Source organism: Paeniglutamicibacter selenitireducens (assembly GCF_051550675.1).
Taxonomy (GTDB): domain Bacteria; phylum Actinomycetota; class Actinomycetes; order Actinomycetales; family Micrococcaceae; genus Paeniglutamicibacter.
This window is the reverse complement of sequence record NZ_JBPULF010000009.1, coordinates 132913-150091: the sequence shown is the minus strand read 5'-3', so window position 1 is coordinate 150091 and position 17179 is coordinate 132913. Positions and strand designations below refer to the sequence as shown.

Below are 17179 nucleotides of genomic sequence, written 5' to 3'. Positions count from 1 at the left end.
AATGGAGCGCCGCTAGCGGATCAGCCGGTTGGCCCGGGCCCTGTCGATGGCCGCGGTGCGGTTGTCCACCCCGAGCTTGTCGTAGATGTGGATCAGGTGCGTCTTGACCGTCGACTGGGAGATGAACAGCTCCTGGGCGATCTCCTTGTTGCTCTGCCCGCGGGCCAGCAGCTGCAGCAGCTCGAGTTCGCGCGGGCTCAGGTCGGTGGTGTTGGCGCGCGCCTCCGGGGCGATGCGGGCGGCGATCCCGGCGGAAAGCACCTGCTCCCCCTTGGCCGCCGACTCGACGGCGGCCAGCACGTCGGCCAGCGGGGCGTCCTTGAGCAGGTAGCCGGCGGCCCCCGCGTCCAGCGCCGCACGGATGTCCGCGTCCGAGTCGTAAGTGGTGAGGATCAGCACCGGCGGCCCGTCCTGCGCGCGGATCCGCGCGGTGGCGGTGACCCCGTCCATGCCGTCCATCTGCAGGTCCATCAGCACCACGTCGACGTGCTGGCCGAGCGTTTGCAGGCGTGCCAGCTGGGCCAGCGCGGAGGCGCCGTCGGAGGCCTCCGCCAGCACGGTGAGCCCGCCCTGTTCGGTGAGCACCGCGCGCAACCCGGCGCGCACCACGGGGTGGTCGTCGACCAGCAGGATCTTCAGCTCAGGCATCGTTCTCACTTTCCGTTCCGTCCCGGGGGATGCGCACGGCCAGCACCGTGCCCTCGCCGGGAGCCGATTCGATGTCAAGGGTGCCGCCGAGCAGCTCGAGCCGGCGGCGCAGGCCGGCCAGGCCGAACCCGGTGCCGTCGGCCCGGGGCTCGCGGGGAAGCTCGTCCAGGTCCATGCCCTTCCCGTCGTCGAACACGTCGAGGGTGACGGCATCGGGCAGGTAGCCCAGACTGAGCACCGCACGGGAGGCCCGCGCGTGGGAGGCGACGTTGGCCAGCCCGCTCTGGGCGGCGCGCAACAACGCGGCGGAGACCGGGGCCGGAAGCGGCACGGCCGTCCCGTCCTGCGTGAAGACGACCTCGAAGCCGCGGCCCGCGGCGGCCGCTGTGCGTTCGATGCCGGAGCACAGCCTGCGCAGGCGCCCGGCCAGGCCCTGGCCCCCGGCGTCCTCCCCGGAGAGGTCCCGCACGAAGTCGCGGGCCTCGGCGAGGTTTTCCGCGGCCGTGGCGCCGATGGTCTCCAGGCGTTCGGCGGCGGCCGCGGTGTCCCCGGCGGAGAGCGCGGCGCTGGCCGAACGGGACACCAGGACGATGCTGGAGAAGCCCTGGGCCAGGGTGTCGTGGATTTCGCGGGCCAACCTGGCGCGTTCGGCCAGGGTCCCGGCACGGTGCTGTTCCTCGGCGAGCGCCGCCCGGGTGGCCTGCAGTTCGATGAGCGCGCGGCGCTGGTTCACGCCCTCGGTGTACAGCGCCCGGTAGGCCATGCCCATGACCACGGCGAATATCGCACCGACCACCGGGCCGATCACCTGGGGCGCGCTCGGGGTCCCCGCGTGGAAGGCGCCGGCTCCGATCACGGCGGCGGTCAGCAGCGTCACGGCGAACAGTGCATGGCGTTGGCCCAGGATGTGCTGGTGCAGGAAGAAGAGCGGGAACGCCAGCCAGGAGTAGTCGGCGTTGAGGTACATCAGCACCAGCCAGAGCGCCACCACCCCGCCGAGCCACCACTTGGCCCATTGCACGGTGCTTGGCGCCCGGCCGCCGAAGTGGCGCTTTTCGGCGATGGTTCCGGCCAGGTAGAGGGCCGCAAGCAGCCCGGTGAGCGCGATGGCCAGCAGCCGCACGGGCCGCGATTCCTCGGTCAGCAGCGTGCGGACCAGGCCGACGGCGAGCAGCGCCGCAAAGGACACGTGCAACCCCACGCGCAGGACCCGCAGGACGACTTCCCCGGCCGAGGCCGGCAGCTGGCCGTTGTCCTCCGGGGCAGCGCCGCGGAGTGTGGGGTCATCGGGCTCGCTGGTCTTCACAGCTCCAGCGTAGTTGGGTCCGCAAGTGTTGCGGCTCAACCGTTTGGTTGACCCCGGTCGCGCCCGGCTACCCGGAGATCCCGAAGTCGCGGCGCAGCGCGCTGAGCGCGGCAAGATGGCCGTTCATGCCGTGCACGGCCGGGCCCGGCGGCGTGGAACTCGAGGCCAGGTAGATCCCGCGGGCCGGGGTGGCCCACGGGTCCGTGGACAGCACGGGCCGCGCCAGCATGCCGAGCATGTCCGTCATGCCGCCGGAGATGTCCCCGCCGACGAGGTTGGGGTTTTGCGCCTGCAGCCCCGGGGCCGTGACGGCCTGCGAGAATTCGACGGTGTCTCCGAACCCGGGGGCGACGGCCTCCAGCTGCCGGGTGATAGCAGCGCCCATGTCGCCGGGGTCCCCGTTCGGGACGTGGCAGTAGGCCCAGAGCACGTGCTTGCCCGCCGGGGCGCGGCTCGCATCGAAGCTGCTCGGCTGCGAGACGATCACGTAGGGGGCGGCGGATGCCTCCGTGTTGGCCAGGCGCTCGGCGCGTCCGATCTGCGCGGCGGTGCCGCCCAGGTGCACGGTGCCGGCCCCGGCGAGCTCGGCGTTGCGCCAGGGGACGGGGGCATTGAGCACGTAGTGGACAACGCAGGAGCCAGGTGGGCGGCGCGTGCCCTTGAGCCGCCTGGCGTACTTTTCCGGCAGCCGCTTGCCGGCGATGGCCGCCATGGCCTCCGGGGAGGTGTCGAAGAGGACGGTTTTCTCGGCAAGCTGCGCCAGGTCGGTGACCTCGGTGTCCAGCTCGATCCGGCCGCCGGCCCGGGTGAACAGGTCGGCGAGCGCGTCGGAGATCGCCTGCGAGCCGCCGCGCGGGATCGGCCAGCCTGCCGAATGCGCGCCTGCCGCCAGGAAGAGCCCGGCACCGGTTGCCGAAGGCCCGCGACCGCCGCCGGCGGTGTGGGCGCTGCAACCGGCGAGCATCGCCGCGGCAAGTTCCCCCGTGCCGAGCCCCGGGACCATGAGTTGGGCCGCGCGAACCCCGAAGGCCGCCAGCGCGCCGGGGTGCCGGGGCATGCGCAGCAGCGGGTGCAGCAGGGTGTCGGCCGTGGCGTCGATGCGCTCGACGACCGGACCCAGCAGCCGCCGGTAGCCGGGGCCGTCGCTGCCCAGGCCCGCAACGGTCCGCCCCAGGTCGCGCCAGGCGATGCCGGCACGGCCGTCGGCCAGCGGGTGCGCGAAGGAGACCTCCGGGACGATGAATTCCACGTGGTCGCGCAGGCCGATGGCCGTGAAGTACGGGGAGAGCAGGGACATCGGGTGCACCGCCGAACCGAGATCGTGCACGGCGCCGGGGTAGCCGAGCTCCCCGGTGCGGGCCGCCCCTCCGACAACCGGGTTCCGCTCGATGAGCCTGACATCCAGCCCGGCTTGGGCCAGCGTCAGCGCCGCGGCCAACCCGTTGGGGCCAGCGCCGATGACCGCCGCGTCAGCCGCCACGCCGGGCCCCCAGGACGAACCTGTCCGGCGCCCCCGCGAAGGGGCCGGCCTGCGGGTCCAGCTGCCCCACCCGGCGCACCGGGTCAAGTTCGGGCCTGAACATGGATTCACTCACCCGGTACATCAGGTAGCCGGTGGCCACCATGTGTGCCAGCACGGCCAGGACGTAGAAGGAGGTCGGGAACGTGTTTGACGCCTTGATGTCCGCGGTGGAGGCGTAGAGGTACATCCAGATGGCCCAGAAGTGCAGCACCTCGAAGAGCTGCCAGACGAGGAAGTCTTTCCACTGGGGCCAGGCCAGGGCCGCCAGCGGGATCAGCCACACCACGAACTGCGGGGAGTAGACCTTGTTGAACATGATGAACGAGGCAACGATCAGGAACACGAGCTGGCTGAAGCGCGGGGCCACCGGGGCGCGCAGGCCCAGGTACAGGATCCCCGCGCAGCTGGCCACGAACAGGGCCATCGCCAGCACGTTGATGGCATTGGCTTCGAGCGTGGGCATGCCCGGGACCTCGGCCGCCGTGACGTTCCAGATGTGCCAGAACGACGAGAGCCCGGCGCCGCGGTCCTCGGTGAAGGTGAAGAAGTGCTTCCAGGCATCGAAGTTGGCCACGGCGTAGGGAAGGTTCACGGCCGTCCAGGACAGGGCCGCGCCGCCCAGCGAGACCCACAGCGGCTTGTAGCGCCCGGTGCGGATGGCCAGTACTATCACGGCGCCGAAGAAGAGTATGGGGAAGAGCTTCATGGCGGTGCCCAGCCCGATCAGCACCCCCGCCAGGAAGGTGTTTTGGCGCGACCACGCCAGCATGGCCAGGGCCAGGAAGGCCACGGCCCACATGTCCCAGTTGATGCTCCCGGCCAGGATGATCCCCGGCCCCAGCGCCACCATGGCCGCGTCCCAGGGCCGGCGCCCCGCGGTGCGTGCCGTGGCGATGACCACCACCATCCACAGGCCGACCATCAGGAAGAAGTTCAGGTCGTAGAAGGCCAGCGCCCGGTTGAACTCCCCCGCGGGAACCAGCGCCGCGGTCAGCGACGCGACGACGGACATCAGCACGGGGTATTCGAATTCGGCGCCCGCGGCGAACGGGGCAAAGGGGTTCTCCGCGAATCCCCGGGCGTGGAACAGCGAGGTCCAGTCCGAGTAGCAGGCCCATTCGTAGGCGTTGGTTCCTCCCCAGCCGTTCATGCGGCAGGCGTTCTTGGAGGCCACGGCCAGCAGCGCGGCGATGACCGTGAGGATGACCAGCACGCGCTCGACGGTGAAGAATCCGGGGCTGATCCGCCCCGGGCTCGAGTGCCTGCCCAGCGGCCCGCCGATGACCTCGGTGAATTTCCGCAGGAACGCGTCGCTGCGGCTCGGCACGGTGATGCGCACCGGACCGACGCGCGGCTTCGGGGGGCCTGGGGCAGGGGTGTGGCTCATGGATTTCAGCCTAGTAGCTTGGCGGGTCATTGACCCGACCCGACCCGGACAGACTGTGGTGATACCCCACGTCGGAGGTTGCTGCCGCCCAATGTCATGGTGCCAAGGCTGCTTCCGCATTGAACCATTGCCGCGCGAACCTCATCATGTCGGGAAATGCAGGGTTTCTTCGGGCTCCCTGTAAAGAATTTTCGCCTGTGGGCAGCATCGTCGTGGTTCGCTTGTTCGCGATTTCTTTCGCTGTCGATTTTCTTGCGCACCGGATGGCTAGTCAGGATGCACAGATAAGTTTGGGGCCCAAGCACCATACTCAAACCTGCGCTCATGCGGCGCCGGACTTAGTTTCCGACGTCGCTCGAGCCTTCACGAAAATCAAAGTCACCGGCCTAACTCGCCATTATCCTGTGCTCGAAAATCACGGCCGAATAAGTCAGCAATCCGAGTCTTCGGCCATCTTCCATCTTCGCTATTCTGATTCCCCCGTGCAGCATGCAGATGCCGAGTTCCTTCATAGGAACAACGCCGAACCTGACTTCTTTGCCAAGAAGGCGTGCCTTGTGTTTCGAACTGGCAAAAACTCGGATGTCCAAAGCAAGTCCCCTTGCCTCACGATCGATCTCGACCCGGGAAATCAAGAAGTGCTCGGGCCATGCCTGTCAAGAAGCTTCCGGCGCAAGAGAGTAGCCATACGCCTCGGCAATAATCTCCCAGGTAACGGCAAACCTTCGATCAATATCTCGCCGGCAATCGACCGAAATGGGCACCTGTAAGGGTCTAAAGCGACGATTCACGCGTGGCCCAAGCCATCGCCGCTGACTGCTCCGGGGCTTCATCGGCTTCAGGTAACTTCGCCGACCCCAGGCCTTCCATCCACAGAACAATGTCCAAGACGCGCAGCAATGAAAGATGAGGTTGGCCGCCCAGCTCGCGAATGGTTTCCAGACGATCCTGCAGCTTCGAACCGGGCGAGTCTTCAGCGCTGAAGGCAGCGCGCCACATGTCCCACTGATTGGTTTTACTTGTCATTCCGGTGATTTCTGCAACGACGGAATCATAGATTGGGACAAGGTGCGGGCGTTTGCGGGCCATGATCTTGCTCGCTGTTGTCGGCCCGATTCCCCAACGATCCCCACCGTTCTGGCGCAGCAAATTCCAGAGTTTCAGTGCAGCGCTGTCACGTCCGAAGTGGAGCTCGTGGCCGTCGTCGTCCAGTTCTTCAAACTTCAAGCCAACCGGGATTTCTTCGAGGAGCTTGGAAGCTTCGCCGGCAAGATCCTCGACCAACCCGAGCGCGGCTTCTCCGCCGATGTGCACCGAAAGCATCGAAACGGCAACCAGATCGTTCGACGTTATCTTGTTTGCCTCGTCCACGCCGCCATCAACCATGAAGGTTTCGAAGCGGGAGCCGGTGTACCTAGGTCGGCCGTTGGATCGCAACGCAAAGTACTTTACGAGGTGCTCTGCCGCATGTTGATCAGTAATTTTCTTGATCGTCTCGTATGGCATGTCGGCTTCTTTCCCGTCTCAGGTGGATGTCTTTCGATTACCCTATGCGGATCCGGCACATCCAATGCCGAGCGACACTGCAACGCCCCGGGCTCTGTCCCGCAGTTTCCGGCGGGACCAACGCAAGGCGTCTGCTGAAACTGGAACCGCTCAGTACTTTCGTTCCTCGGCAAACTGCAGCGGTGCCAGGCTCGCCCTCCGGCGGACCAGGTCCCGCGCGTGTTCGTCGAGCCGGCGGTCCTCGTCGCTGTGCAGTTCCAGCTGCGGAACCGCGGAGGCGTGCCCCGCGGCGTCGCGGGTGACGAAGATGGTCATGCACTGCGTGGTGTCGCGCCACTGTGAACCGCGAGGGTCCTTCGCACGCACGTGGACAACGATGTGCATGGAATGCGGGCCGGTGTGGATCAGTCGGGCCTCGAGCTCGACGATGTCGCCGATGTGGATCGGGCTCAGGAAGTGGATGCCGCCGGAGTAGACCGCCACCGCATCGGTCCCGCACCAGTTCATGGCGCAGGCGCGGGCCACCTCGTCGATCCAGCGCATGACGATCCCGCCATGCGCATTCCCGCCCCAGTTCACGTCCGTCGGGGAGGCCAGGAACCTGAAGGTTTCCCGTGGCGTGGTGCCCGCATCCGTGTAGGCCTGCGCGAACATGGCATCGCGGATCTCCGCGCGCCCGGCGATGCGTTCGGAGGCGCCGACGGCCAGCTGCGCCGTTTTCGCATCGGACGGATCGAAGCGCGGAATCTGCTTCGGTTTTCGGTCCTCGTCCATGGCGACAAAGACCAGAATGCAGTCCATGGCCGGGCGGAAGATGCGTTCGCGCACGTCGGCGGCGTCCACCGTGACGACGACCTGCATGCTGCTGCGCCCGGTGTGGACGATCCGCGCCGTGACCTCGATCAGGTCGCCGTTCTCGATGGGCCTGGTGAAGTGGACGTTTCCGACGTATGCGGTGACGCAGTACCCTCCGCTGTAGCCGACGGCGCAGGCGTAGCCGGCCTTGTCGATCCATTCGAGGACCCGCCCGGCCTGGACCGTGACACCGTCCTCGGAGACATCTGTCGGTGCCGCGAGGAACCGCAGTTTCATGACGTCGTTCATGGGGCAATCCTAGCCGCGGGGCGGGCCGCGGCGCGGAATGTTGCACGGGGGTCCGCGCGGATCCAGCGGGGCGGATCAGCCGTGCAACAGGCGTTCCAGCGCCGCCTTCAACCGGGTGTCCACGTCGTCGGCGACCTCGCGGATGGCCGGGTTGCCGCTGATCCCCGCCAGGGCGAGTGCGTCGATGGCCTCGATCGTCGTTTCGGTCGCCCCCACGGCCCGGCGGAGAACCACATTGCACGGCAGCAGCGTGCCGAACCCGCGCTCGGTGAGCAGTCCGCGGTTGGCCAGGTGCGGGTTCCACGTGCCAAGGATCAGGTAGTTCCCGATCCTGTTGGCAGACTCCGGGCTGATCTCAGCGCCCAGGGCCGCGCCGACATCGATTTCGGTGAGCACCCCCAAGCCCTGGCGTCCGAGCGCTTCCTTGGTGCGGGCCACCGCTTCCTCCCACTCCAGTGGAACGGTGATGCTGTGGGTGTAGCCCATGGCCGTGGTCCTCTCGCCGGGCGGGTCGTTGCTGGTCGGGTTGCCGGTGTTGCGGCCCAGCCTAGTCCCGTTGCGCCGCACTGTCTGCCCCGGTTCCGCACGGGCCGTGGAGATCCGGGTTCACCTGTCGCGGGACAGCTGTACCTTTTCGCGTGGCCACAGGCGTCCGACCAGAACCAGGCCAACCCAGCACAGTCCGTTGACCAGCAGCATTCCGGGCGACGGCGCCGAGGTCACCAGGACAACCACCAGGCCCAAGGTCACGGCGACGAGGCAGAGGAAAAACGCCCGGCGGTGCCGGCCGAGTCCCGCACGGAATCCTTCAACACGTCCGGGAGCCTCTGCGCGCCAGGACGGCGTCTCGGCGGGGACGGCAGCGGCCGTTCCGTCGGGAATCCCGAGGAGCGTGGACGGAATGCTTCCGGCAGGGGGCAGCGTCCCCGGCGGGCGTCGCTTCCCCGGCAACCGGGGCAGGTCCGGTTCCGGGATACGTGCGGGCGCGGCACCGTCGCCCACGGACGCGAGGGCACCCGTCGACGACGGGTGGGTCAGCAGCCAGAAATCGTACTCGAACCGCCGGTCCGGATCCCCCACGACGTACCAGGCATCCATGATCCGATCCGTCAGTTCCGCGTCGGCTCCGTGGCGCAGCAGGGCCAGCCGCGCAGCTGCCTCGATCTGGTTGGGGGATGCGGAACGCCCAACCCCCAGGTACTGATAATGATCCACTGATTCTCCCCCAGGGAAAACGGCCATCAACCCTCCCAGAGTTGCCCATCCCGGTGCCATGCGCAAGAGGAACTGCGGGGCAATAATCCCCGGAACCGTGCGGGAGGACTGGTTCCGCTCACACGGGCGGCGGGCGGCGACCTATAGTTCGGCGGCCGGGAAGCCGCGCTTCCAGGCGTCGATCCCGCCCTCGAGATGAAGGACGTCGCCATAGCCGGCTGCCGCCAGCGCGGCGAGGGCTTGGCCCGAACGCACCCCGGCCTTGCAGTGCAGGACCATCGGCACACCATGCGGGAGCTGTCCCAGCGCCGTCCCGTCCAGGATTCCTCCCAACGGCACCAGCACGGAACCGGGGATGCGGGTGATCTCGAACTCCACGGGTTCGCGCACATCGACAAGCACGAACTCCCCCTCCCCCGCTTCCCGCCGGGCCAGCCGCGCGGCAAGCGCCTCGACGCCAATCAACGCCCCGTCTGCTGCAGCGCCGTCCGGCGTTCCTGCGATCCCGCAGAAGGCCTCGTAGTCCGCGAGTTCGGTGATCGGCTGGGATTCAGGGTCCTTGGCAATGCCCAGCTCTCGCCAGCGGGAGGACAGCGCATCGAAGACCAGCAACCTGCCCAACAGCGTCTCGCCGACTCCCGTGATGAGCTTGACGGCCTCGGTGACCATCATGGCCCCGATGGATGCGCACAGCATCCCGAAGACCCCGCCCTCGGCGCATGACGGCACGGAGTCCGGGGCCGGCGGTTCCGGGTACAGGTCGCGCAGGTTGGGCCCGAACCTGTCCCAGAAGACACTGACCTGGCCGTCAAAGCGGAGGATCGATCCCCAGACGTACGGCTTGCCCAGCAGGGCTGCGGCGTCGTTGACCAGGTACCGCGTCGCGAAGTTGTCCGTGCCGTCCAGGATGACGTCGTAGTCCCGGAAGATCTCCAGCGCGTTGCCCCCGTCCAGGCGGACCCCGTGCAACCTGACCTCGACACCTGGATTGAGGTCGGCGATGGAGTCCCTGGCCGAGTCCAGCTTGCTGCGTCCGATGTCGCCCATCCCGTGGATGACCTGGCGTTGCAGGTTGCTCAGTTCCACCGAGTCGTCGTCGACGATCCCGAGGGTTCCCACGCCGGCGGCCGCCAGGTAGAGCAGTGCCGGGGACCCCAGTCCGCCGGCCCCGATGACCAGCACGCGGGCCTTGCGCAGCCGGCGTTGTCCCTCGAGGCCGATCTGTGGAATCAGCGCATGCCGGGAGTAGCGTTCCCGTTCCTCCGCGGATAGTTCCGGCCCGGGTTCCACCAGCGGCGGCAACTCATGAATGGCATTATCGACGGAACGATTATCCATTTACTCTAGATCCTCTTGAGATTGTTACGAACTTGAATAGTGTTTGATTTCAACGTGCTATCGATCAATTGTTACGTCAGATATGGAGGTCGATTTGCTGGCAATCGTCGAATTAATTGCATTAATAGTCACACTGTAATGCCATATTCGCACACTGCGCAAAAAAGCGTGAAAAAAGCTACACGCTCACGCGACCCGCCATGGCGGAGGACGCCAAGGCGTGTTCACGACGGGGAATGCGGCCCGCCTGGGCCGCGAGCCGGCCGCCGGCAACCGCATGCTTGAAAGCCTCGGCCATGCGCACGGGGTCCTGCGCGCGGGTCACGGCTGAGGCCAGCAGGACCGCGTCGCAACCCAGCTCCATGGCAAGCGCCGCATCGGAGGCGGTCCCGATCCCCGCGTCGAGGATAACGGGGACCCCAGCGCGCGAGACGATCAGCTCGATGTTGTGCGGGTTCAGGATCCCCAGCCCCGTGCCGATGGGAGCGCCCAGCGGCATGACAGCGGCGACCCCGAGCTGCTCCAGGCGCAGGGCCAGCACCGGGTCGTCGTTGGTGTAGGCAAAGACCTTGAACCCTCGGTTCACCAATTGCTCGGTGGCTTCCACCAGTTCCACGGCGTCGGGCAGCAGCGTGTGTTCGTCGGCAATGACCTCCAGCTTCACCCAGTCGGTTTCCAGCGCCTCGCGCCCCAGTTCCGCGGTCATCAAGGCCTCGCGGGCGGTGAAGCACCCCGCGGTGTTGGGCAGCACTCGGATGTTGTTCTCCAAAAGGAGGTCGAAGAGGTTGCTTCCGCCGGCCGTCGCGGCATCCGGGGCGCTGTACCGGCGCATGGCCACGGTGGTGAGTTCGGTGCCGGAGGCCAGGAGCGCGGCGCCAAGACCCTCAAGGCTCGGGGCGCCGCCGGTGCCCATGATCAGGCGGGATCCCAGGGGGATGCCGTCGATGACCAGCGGGTCGGTGTGGATGGATGCGTGGTTCATGGTTGGCTGCTTTCTTCGGGGGAACGATGCGAGGGGCGGCCTCTTCGGCCGGCGGATACGGGTTCGCGGGAGCGCGGGGCGTGCGGGCGGTGCGTCAGCCGCCCTGCACCGCGGTGACGACCTCCACCTGGTCGTTGGCGCACAGGCCGGTGGAGAACCACTGGCTGCGCGGGACGATGCCCGCGTTCAGCGCGACGGCCATGCCCAGCCGGCCACCGTCGGCGGGGTGTCCGGTGGGCAGCAGCTCGCGTCCCGTCAGCGCGGCGACAAGGTCCGACAGGGTGCTCCCCTCGGCGAGGGGGTGGCTGGCGCCGTTGAGGTGGATGGTGCTCATGGGATCTCCTGGAGGTGAAGGGCTGGTGAGAAACGGTCGGGGCGGAAGCGGTCCCAGGCGGGGTCGTGCCTGCCGTGCAGCAGCTCCGTGGCGATGTGCGCGGCGATCGGTGTCAGCAGCACACCGTGCCTGAAGAATCCGGTGGCCAGGATCAGCCCGGGGATGTCCGCGCCGCGGGCATCGGCCACCCGGCCCAGCAGGGGCGCGTTGTCCGGCGTGCCGGGCCTGGCCCGCGCGGTGGTTTCCAGCAGCTCGAGCTCGGCCACAGCCGGCAGCAGCACCTGGGCATCGCGCAGCAGCTGGTGGACCCCGCCGGCGCTCACCCCGGCGGCGCCGTCCTCTCGAGAGGTCGCGCCGATGACCACGGTGCCGTCGGGGCGCGGCACCACGTAGACCGGGAGCCCGCGGACCAGGCCGCGCAGCGTTGCGGTGGTCAGCGGTTGCAGCGCCTCGGGTACGCGCAGCCGCAGGATGTCCCCGTGCACGGGGCGCAGCGGCAGGCGCAGGCGCTCGGGCAGTCCCCCCAGCCGGGCGGCGCCGAGGCCGTTGGCCACGACGACCTCGCGGGCGCGGACCTCGCGGCCGTCGGCGAGCAGCACCCCCGTCACCGGCGAATGCGTGTCCTCGGGATCCTCGTGCAGCAGGCAGGCGGCCGCGGCGTCAACCAGCAGCGCGGCGGGCGTTGCATCGCCAGCATCGGTTCCCAGGCCCTCGAGGATGGCCCGGGCGACGGCGCGCGGATCGACCTGGTGGTCGCGCGGTACCAGGTAGGCGGCGGCAAGGTTCGGGGCCAGCAGCGGCTCGAAGGACCGGGCCTCACGCAGGCCCAGCCGGGCGACCTCCAGGCCGTGGCGGTGCTGGGCCTCGCACAGGTCGGCGAGTGCCTGGCGGTCCGCCGGGTCGGCACCGAGCACCAGCGTCGGGGTGGCCTGCAGGTGGCTGCCGGTGCCGGGGCCCTGCGGCAGCGAGGCGGCGAAGTCGGGCCAGCGTGCGGCCGAGGCGAGCGTCAACTCCAGCAGGTCCTCTTCCTGGTGGTGCAGCTCGCTGACCGGGGCCAGCATCCCGGCGGCGGCGAAGGTCGCGCCGGTTCCGGGGGCGGGGTCGATGAGCGCCACCCGGAGGCCCGCACGGCGGGCCTCCCAGGCAATGCCGAGGCCCACGATGCCGCCGCCGACAACGGCAAGATCGGTGGTGGGGATATCGGGCAGGGTGCACGACATGGAGGGCTCCTTCCCTACGCCGGCATGACCCGGATCAGGTTCCGCGCCGTTCCTCAACCGGAAGGCGCCTGTCGGTCGGCGCTTGCGGCGCCCTCTCAGCCAGCAACACTGGCTCCCGCGGTACGAAAACCAGTGTAGGGGATGTGCGCCGGATCACCGCCAACATGACGCAGGGGGCGTCCGGGCAGCCCCGGACGCCCCCTGCGGGAAGCTGCCCCGCGGTGCTACACCGCCGCCTGCGAGCCGGGGCGCACCGCCAGGTAGGCGTCCCTCCCCGCCACCACGGTGCGCAGCACGCGCGCGCTCAGCAGCACCTCGTTGCCCTCCTCGAACGGGTTCTCGTCGAGCACCGCGAAGTCGGCGGCGTACCCGGCGGCCAGCCGCCCGTGGGTGGCGCCGTCGCCCACCGAGTGCGCGGAGTCGCGGGTGGCGTGGATGAGTGCGCTGGCCAGCGGCAGGGCCAGCTCCGGCTCCACGGCGCCAAGCTCCGGGTCCAGCGCCGAACGCCGGGTCGTGGCGACGTACAGGTTCGGCAGTGCCGCATAGGGGGCCGTCGGGGCGTCGGAGGAAAAGGCCAGCAGTGCACCGGCTGCCTCGTATTCCGGCCAGGCGAAGCCGCGCTCGGTGCGCTCGTCCCCGAGCATTGCGTCCCAGTTCCCGCGCACCGCGGAGTCGGTGTGCACCGGCTGCATGGAGGCGGTGACCCCCAGGCGGGCCATCCGCTCGGCGGTGCCCGGTGCAGCGTACTCCAGGTGCTCGATCCGGTGGCGGCGGGTGCGCGGGCCATTGGTTTCCATGGCGTGTTCGATCGCGTCGAGGGCGATGCCGCTGGCCGCGTCGCCAATCGCGTGCACGGCGGCCTGCAGCCCCGCCGCATCGGCAGCGGCCAGCACCGGCTTGAGCTGTTCCAGCGGCCAGATCGGCCCCTCGTTGCTGCCGTCGACGTAGGGTTCGTGCATGGCGGCGGTGCAGGCGTCGATGACCCCGTCGGACACGAACTTCACGCCGACCACCCGGAAGTCCGGGCCGAAGTCGGTGGCCGCCAGCTCCGTGGCGCGGCCGACCTGGGCGAGGTTCGCGGCCTCGTCCCCGGTGTTTGCGACGAACCAGTGCGCGGCAAGCCGCATGGGCAGGCGGCCCCCGTGGCGCCGCAGCGCGCGCTCCACGGTGGCCAGGCCGAGCTCGTCGAAGGCCATGTCCACGGCGCCGGTGACCCCGGCCGCCAGGTACGCCTCGAAGACGCGCTCCAGGCCCGCGTCGCGTTCGTCGTCACTCGTCACCGAGGCCAGGTGCGGCCACACGAACTGCTGTGCCGCGGTCTCCAGCAGCAGGCCCGTGGCCTCGCCGCCCTCGTCGCGCACGATCCGCCCGCCGATCGGGTCCGGGGTCTCGCGGGTGATGCCCAGTTCGGCCAGCGCGGCGGAGTTCACCCAGCAGGAGTGGTAGTCGTTGTTGTCCAGGTAGACGGGCACGTCGGGGACCGCGGCGTCGAGCATGGCCGCCGTCGGGCGGCCCTCGGGAACCGAATCGAAGAGCCAGCCGCGGCCCAGCACGCGGGCCGCGGCCGGGTCTTCCGCCTTGGCCGCGGAGAGCCGGGACTGGATCTCCCCCAACGTGCGGGCGGAGGTCAGTTCCACCTTGGCCAGCGCCTCGCCGGTCATCAGCAGGTGCGTGTGGGAATCGACGAAGCCCGGGACCACCAGGCGGCCCTCGAGGTCGACCTCGGCGGCCCCCGGCCCGGCGACGGCCCGCGCCTTGGCCGCGGTACCGGCGAAGGCGATGGTCCCGTGTTCGACGACGAGGGCCTCGGCCCAGGCCGAGTCCGGGTCGGTGTCGGCGGTGAAGATGCGGGCGTTGGTGTACAGCGTGGTGTTCATGCGGGGATTCTCCTGAAGCAGCGGATCGAGTGGGCCGGGCTGTGGTGTGCCCGGCGGTGGTTGGGGGGGGTTAGGGCGTGGTGTGGCCGGCCGGCAGAACCGCGGGTTCCGGCACCGGGCCGGATCCCGTGCCCGATGCCTGTTCCGGTTCCGGGTGGGCGGCCTCAGGAACGCTGTTAAGCCGTGTGGAGAGCAGCGCCACGGCGACGGCGGGGACGGTCAGCACCAGGCCGGCCAGGCCCAGGGCGATCGTGAAGCCCTGGTTGCCCAGCCCTGCCAGCAGCCCGGCGCCGATCACCGGGGTCAGGCTGGATCCGACAAGGTAGACGGCAAGCAGCGGCCCGGACCAGCGGCCGTCGGCGGAGAGCGCCGCGGACACCGCCACGAAGTACATGAAGGCGATGGCGTAGATGGTGTTCCAGGCGATGAACAGGACGATGAACGCGGTGGGGTCCGTGGCAAAACCCGTGGCGGTCTTCAGGGCGCTGCCGAGCACCAGCAGGACGGCCAGGGGCACGGCGCGGCCGAGCCTGTCTCCGATGACCATCAGCAGCACCGAGCCGATGAGCCCGCCGGCCGTGGCGCCGCTGAGCGCCAGGCCCAGCCCTTCCGGGGTCACCCCCGCCTGCGACTCGCCGAGCACCCCGCCCATGGCCCAGAGCGAATCCTCCGTCACGGCCCACAGCGCGAAGACCGCCAGCAGGGTGAAACCGGCGACCGTCACCCGGCGGTCGCCGGGCTTCGCCGAGGTGCTGCTGCCGGGCAGCGGCACCGCCTCGGCGATGGCGGATGCCGCCTGCGGGTTCTCGACAGGCACCTGCGGCAGCCAGGCACTGAGCACCAGGCCGATCAGGCTGAACAGCGCCAGCGCGCCGAACACGTTGAGCGGGGCGAGCCCGAGCACCGGCAGCACGGCAAGCACCACGGTGATGACCCCGCGGTTGGCCAGCCCGTTGAGGCCTGCGACGCGGTCCGGGTTGGTGAAGGCGGCGAACGCGGCGCCGGAGGCAGCCACGGCGCCGCCCGCACCGGCGCCGCCGAGCAGCAGGCCGGCGATGACCACGGCCGGGGTGGGCACCAGTGCGGCGGCCCCGAAGGCCACGAGCCCCAGGAGCAGCCCGGCCCGGGCCACGGCGAGCCTGGAGCGGCCGGCACACAGCGGTGCGACGGACAGCCCCACCACGGCGGTGGCCAGCAGCACTCCGGTGACGATCCACCCGGCGGTGATGAAGTCGACCCCGATGGACACCTCCAGGGCGGTGATCATGTACGGCGACAGGTTCACGCCCAGGTAGCCGGCAATGGCGATGGCGAAGGTGGCCGAGGCGCTGGGCAGCCGCAGCGGAATGCGGCCGGAATGTGGGGCATGGGACATGGCGGGAGTCTCTCCGGGGTTCAGCCACGGGGATGTGGCAACGGCGGGCGGCAAATGCGCCCACGGGGCGGCATCCACGTAAACTAACGGTATTAGTTTTAACGATTATGACCGCAGTCACACCATTTGGGAAGACCCCTTTGCGGAATCTGTTCCCCGCGGCATGCCGCCGCACCACGGAAGCCGTGTCCTAGGCTTGAGTGGAGCCCGCGGGTCACCGCAGGCCAACAACCGATTTCCCGCCGACCCCAGGATGCAGCCCCATGGCCCGACCGCAACGTCCCGCGCTCACGGCGGACATCATCGCCGACGCAGCCATAGACCTCATCGATTCGGGGCAGCCGTTCGGGCTCAGCGCCCTGGCCCGCGCCCTGGGCGTCAAGCCGCCCTCGCTGTACAACCACGTCCAGGGCCTCGAGGCGCTCATCGAACTGGTGCGCGGCCGGCTGGCCGAGAGGTACATGACGGAGGTTCCCGTGGGCGCGCCCTGGGACAGGACCATCGAGTCGATCATCCGCGCCGAGCGCCTGATGTACACCTCGCACCCCCACATCGTGCCGCTGATCGCCACCAGCACCGTGACCGACCAGCAGGCCATCCACGCCTACGACACCATCGCGTCCTCACTTGTCGAGGCCGGATTCCCGGACGACGAGGTGCTGGTGCTCGTCCAGCTGTTCGACGCTTTCGCGCTCGGGTCGGGGCTTGACTACGCGGCGCCCGACGCCGTCTGGCGACCCGGGGGCGAAACCCGCAACCTGGGGCGCCTGCTGGAACTGGAGCCGCGCGGCAAGGTGCGCAGCAACAGGGCCTTCGACCTGGGGCTGGCGATGCTGCTGGCCTCCGTGCGGGCCCGTCTCGAGGAGCACCTGCGGGGGGCAGTGAACGCCACCCGCAGCGGGGAAAGCCGGCCCTAGTGCAGGGACTTGAGGCCCACCACGCCGCCGACGATCATGACCAGGAAGAGCACCTTCAGCAGCGACACGGATTCACCGCCCGTGGCCATGGCGTAGACGACGGTCAACGTAGCACCGATTCCCACCCATACCGCGTAGGCGGTGCCCAGCGGAAGCTCCCGCATGGCGTAGGCAAGGCCCAACATGCTTGCGACAAGGCCCACCACGAAGACGATGGACGGGACAACGCGCGTGAAGCCTTCGGATTTACCCAGGGCGGTGGCCCAGACGGCTTCAAGAACGCCGGAAATGATCAGCACGATCCAAGACATGACAGATTCCTCCTGGGCCGTCTTGTCGCACACCGGGTACGGCACCCATCGTCCGGGCCCCTGTCATGGGGTCTGCTTCTAAGGTCGCACACCCCCGGTTCGATGGCAACTTCGCGCCTCGGCCGGACGCGACGCCG

At 69.1% G+C, this 17179-nt stretch carries 17 protein-coding genes and 1 riboswitch; of the genes, 2 read left to right on the top strand and 15 right to left on the bottom strand.

All coding sequences use genetic code 11. The features are described 5' to 3' along the window. Window positions 1-12 precede the first annotated feature (12 nt). The 4 genes from ACSYDW_RS15390 to ACSYDW_RS15375 all read right to left on the bottom strand — a co-directional run bounded on the left by ACSYDW_RS15390 (window position 13) and on the right by ACSYDW_RS15375 (window position 4863). Window positions 13-648: a response regulator gene (locus tag ACSYDW_RS15390; RefSeq protein WP_438339612.1), complete on the bottom strand. Its 636-nt coding sequence runs from the start codon at window positions 646-648 to the stop codon at window positions 13-15. Further along, window positions 641-1954, bottom strand: coding sequence for a sensor histidine kinase (locus ACSYDW_RS15385; RefSeq protein ID WP_438339611.1), 1314 nt, complete (start codon window positions 1952-1954; stop codon window positions 641-643). The genes ACSYDW_RS15390 and ACSYDW_RS15385 overlap by 8 nt, the downstream gene beginning before the upstream one ends. A gap of 67 nt (window positions 1955-2021) precedes the next feature. Then, window positions 2022-3434 carry a phytoene desaturase family protein gene (locus ACSYDW_RS15380; RefSeq protein ID WP_438339610.1) on the bottom strand — a complete coding sequence of 471 codons (1413 nt, stop codon included), beginning with the start codon at window positions 3432-3434 and terminating at the stop codon, window positions 2022-2024. Further along, window positions 3424-4863 carry a glycosyltransferase family 87 protein gene (locus tag ACSYDW_RS15375; RefSeq protein WP_438339609.1) on the bottom strand — a complete coding sequence of 480 codons (1440 nt, stop codon included), beginning with the start codon at window positions 4861-4863 and terminating at the stop codon, window positions 3424-3426. The genes ACSYDW_RS15380 and ACSYDW_RS15375 overlap by 11 nt, the downstream gene beginning before the upstream one ends. Window positions 4864-5060: 197 nt before the next feature. Between ACSYDW_RS15375 and ACSYDW_RS15370 the strand changes: the two genes are divergently transcribed. Beyond that, window positions 5061-5633: a hypothetical protein gene (locus tag ACSYDW_RS15370; RefSeq protein WP_438339608.1), complete on the top strand. Its 573-nt coding sequence runs from the start codon at window positions 5061-5063 to the stop codon at window positions 5631-5633. A 4-nt stretch (window positions 5634-5637) separates the two neighbouring features. On the opposite strand, the gene ACSYDW_RS15365 is transcribed toward ACSYDW_RS15370, so the two are convergent. From ACSYDW_RS15365 to ACSYDW_RS15320, 10 genes are all read right to left on the bottom strand, one after another. Further along, a complete protein-coding gene (locus tag ACSYDW_RS15365) occupies window positions 5638-6369 on the bottom strand; it encodes a DUF6308 family protein (RefSeq protein WP_438339607.1) in 732 nt (243 codons plus the stop codon). Between the two features lie 150 nt (window positions 6370-6519). Continuing rightward, window positions 6520-7473 carry an acyl-CoA thioesterase gene (locus tag ACSYDW_RS15360; RefSeq protein ID WP_438339606.1) on the bottom strand — a complete coding sequence of 318 codons (954 nt, stop codon included), beginning with the start codon at window positions 7471-7473 and terminating at the stop codon, window positions 6520-6522. 75 nt (window positions 7474-7548) lie between these two features. Beyond that, window positions 7549-7959: a DUF302 domain-containing protein gene (locus tag ACSYDW_RS15355; protein ID WP_438339605.1), complete on the bottom strand. Its 411-nt coding sequence runs from the start codon at window positions 7957-7959 to the stop codon at window positions 7549-7551. Between the two features lie 120 nt (window positions 7960-8079). Then, window positions 8080-8688 carry a J domain-containing protein gene (locus ACSYDW_RS15350; protein ID WP_438339604.1) on the bottom strand — a complete coding sequence of 203 codons (609 nt, stop codon included), beginning with the start codon at window positions 8686-8688 and terminating at the stop codon, window positions 8080-8082. Between the two features lie 141 nt (window positions 8689-8829). Further along, window positions 8830-10026 (bottom strand): molybdopterin-synthase adenylyltransferase MoeB, encoded by a 1197-nt coding sequence (moeB, locus tag ACSYDW_RS15345; protein WP_438339603.1) that lies wholly within the window; start codon window positions 10024-10026, stop codon window positions 8830-8832. A gap of 178 nt (window positions 10027-10204) precedes the next feature. Continuing rightward, entirely contained in the window at window positions 10205-11008 is an 804-nt protein-coding gene (locus tag ACSYDW_RS15340; RefSeq protein ID WP_438339602.1) for a thiazole synthase, read from the bottom strand. A gap of 94 nt (window positions 11009-11102) precedes the next feature. Further along, complete coding sequence (gene thiS / locus ACSYDW_RS15335; protein WP_438339601.1) at window positions 11103-11342, bottom strand: sulfur carrier protein ThiS; 240 nt, start codon at window positions 11340-11342, stop codon at window positions 11103-11105. Then, complete coding sequence (gene thiO / locus ACSYDW_RS15330; protein WP_438339600.1) at window positions 11339-12562, bottom strand: glycine oxidase ThiO; 1224 nt, start codon at window positions 12560-12562, stop codon at window positions 11339-11341. Before thiO ends, thiS begins: the two co-directional genes overlap by 4 nt. A gap of 224 nt (window positions 12563-12786) precedes the next feature. Next, complete coding sequence (locus ACSYDW_RS15325; protein ID WP_438339599.1) at window positions 12787-14439, bottom strand: amidohydrolase; 1653 nt, start codon at window positions 14437-14439, stop codon at window positions 12787-12789. A gap of 70 nt (window positions 14440-14509) precedes the next feature. Next, window positions 14510-15814 carry an MFS transporter gene (locus tag ACSYDW_RS15320; protein ID WP_438339598.1) on the bottom strand — a complete coding sequence of 435 codons (1305 nt, stop codon included), beginning with the start codon at window positions 15812-15814 and terminating at the stop codon, window positions 14510-14512. A 263-nt stretch (window positions 15815-16077) separates the two neighbouring features. Here ACSYDW_RS15320 and ACSYDW_RS15315 point away from each other — a divergent pair, with 263 nt between their 5' ends. Continuing rightward, window positions 16078-16731 carry a TetR/AcrR family transcriptional regulator C-terminal domain-containing protein gene (locus ACSYDW_RS15315; RefSeq protein WP_438339597.1) on the top strand — a complete coding sequence of 218 codons (654 nt, stop codon included), beginning with the start codon at window positions 16078-16080 and terminating at the stop codon, window positions 16729-16731. On the opposite strand, the gene ACSYDW_RS15310 is transcribed toward ACSYDW_RS15315, so the two are convergent. After that, on the bottom strand, window positions 16728-17042 hold the full coding sequence (locus ACSYDW_RS15310; RefSeq protein ID WP_438339596.1) for a DMT family transporter: 315 nt from the start codon (window positions 17040-17042) through the stop codon (window positions 16728-16730). The two genes, ACSYDW_RS15315 and ACSYDW_RS15310, sit on opposite strands and share 4 nt — an antisense overlap. An 11-nt stretch (window positions 17043-17053) precedes the next feature. After that, window positions 17054-17118: riboswitch (guanidine-III (ykkC-III) riboswitch) on the bottom strand. Between the last annotated feature and the right edge of the window lie 61 nt (window positions 17119-17179).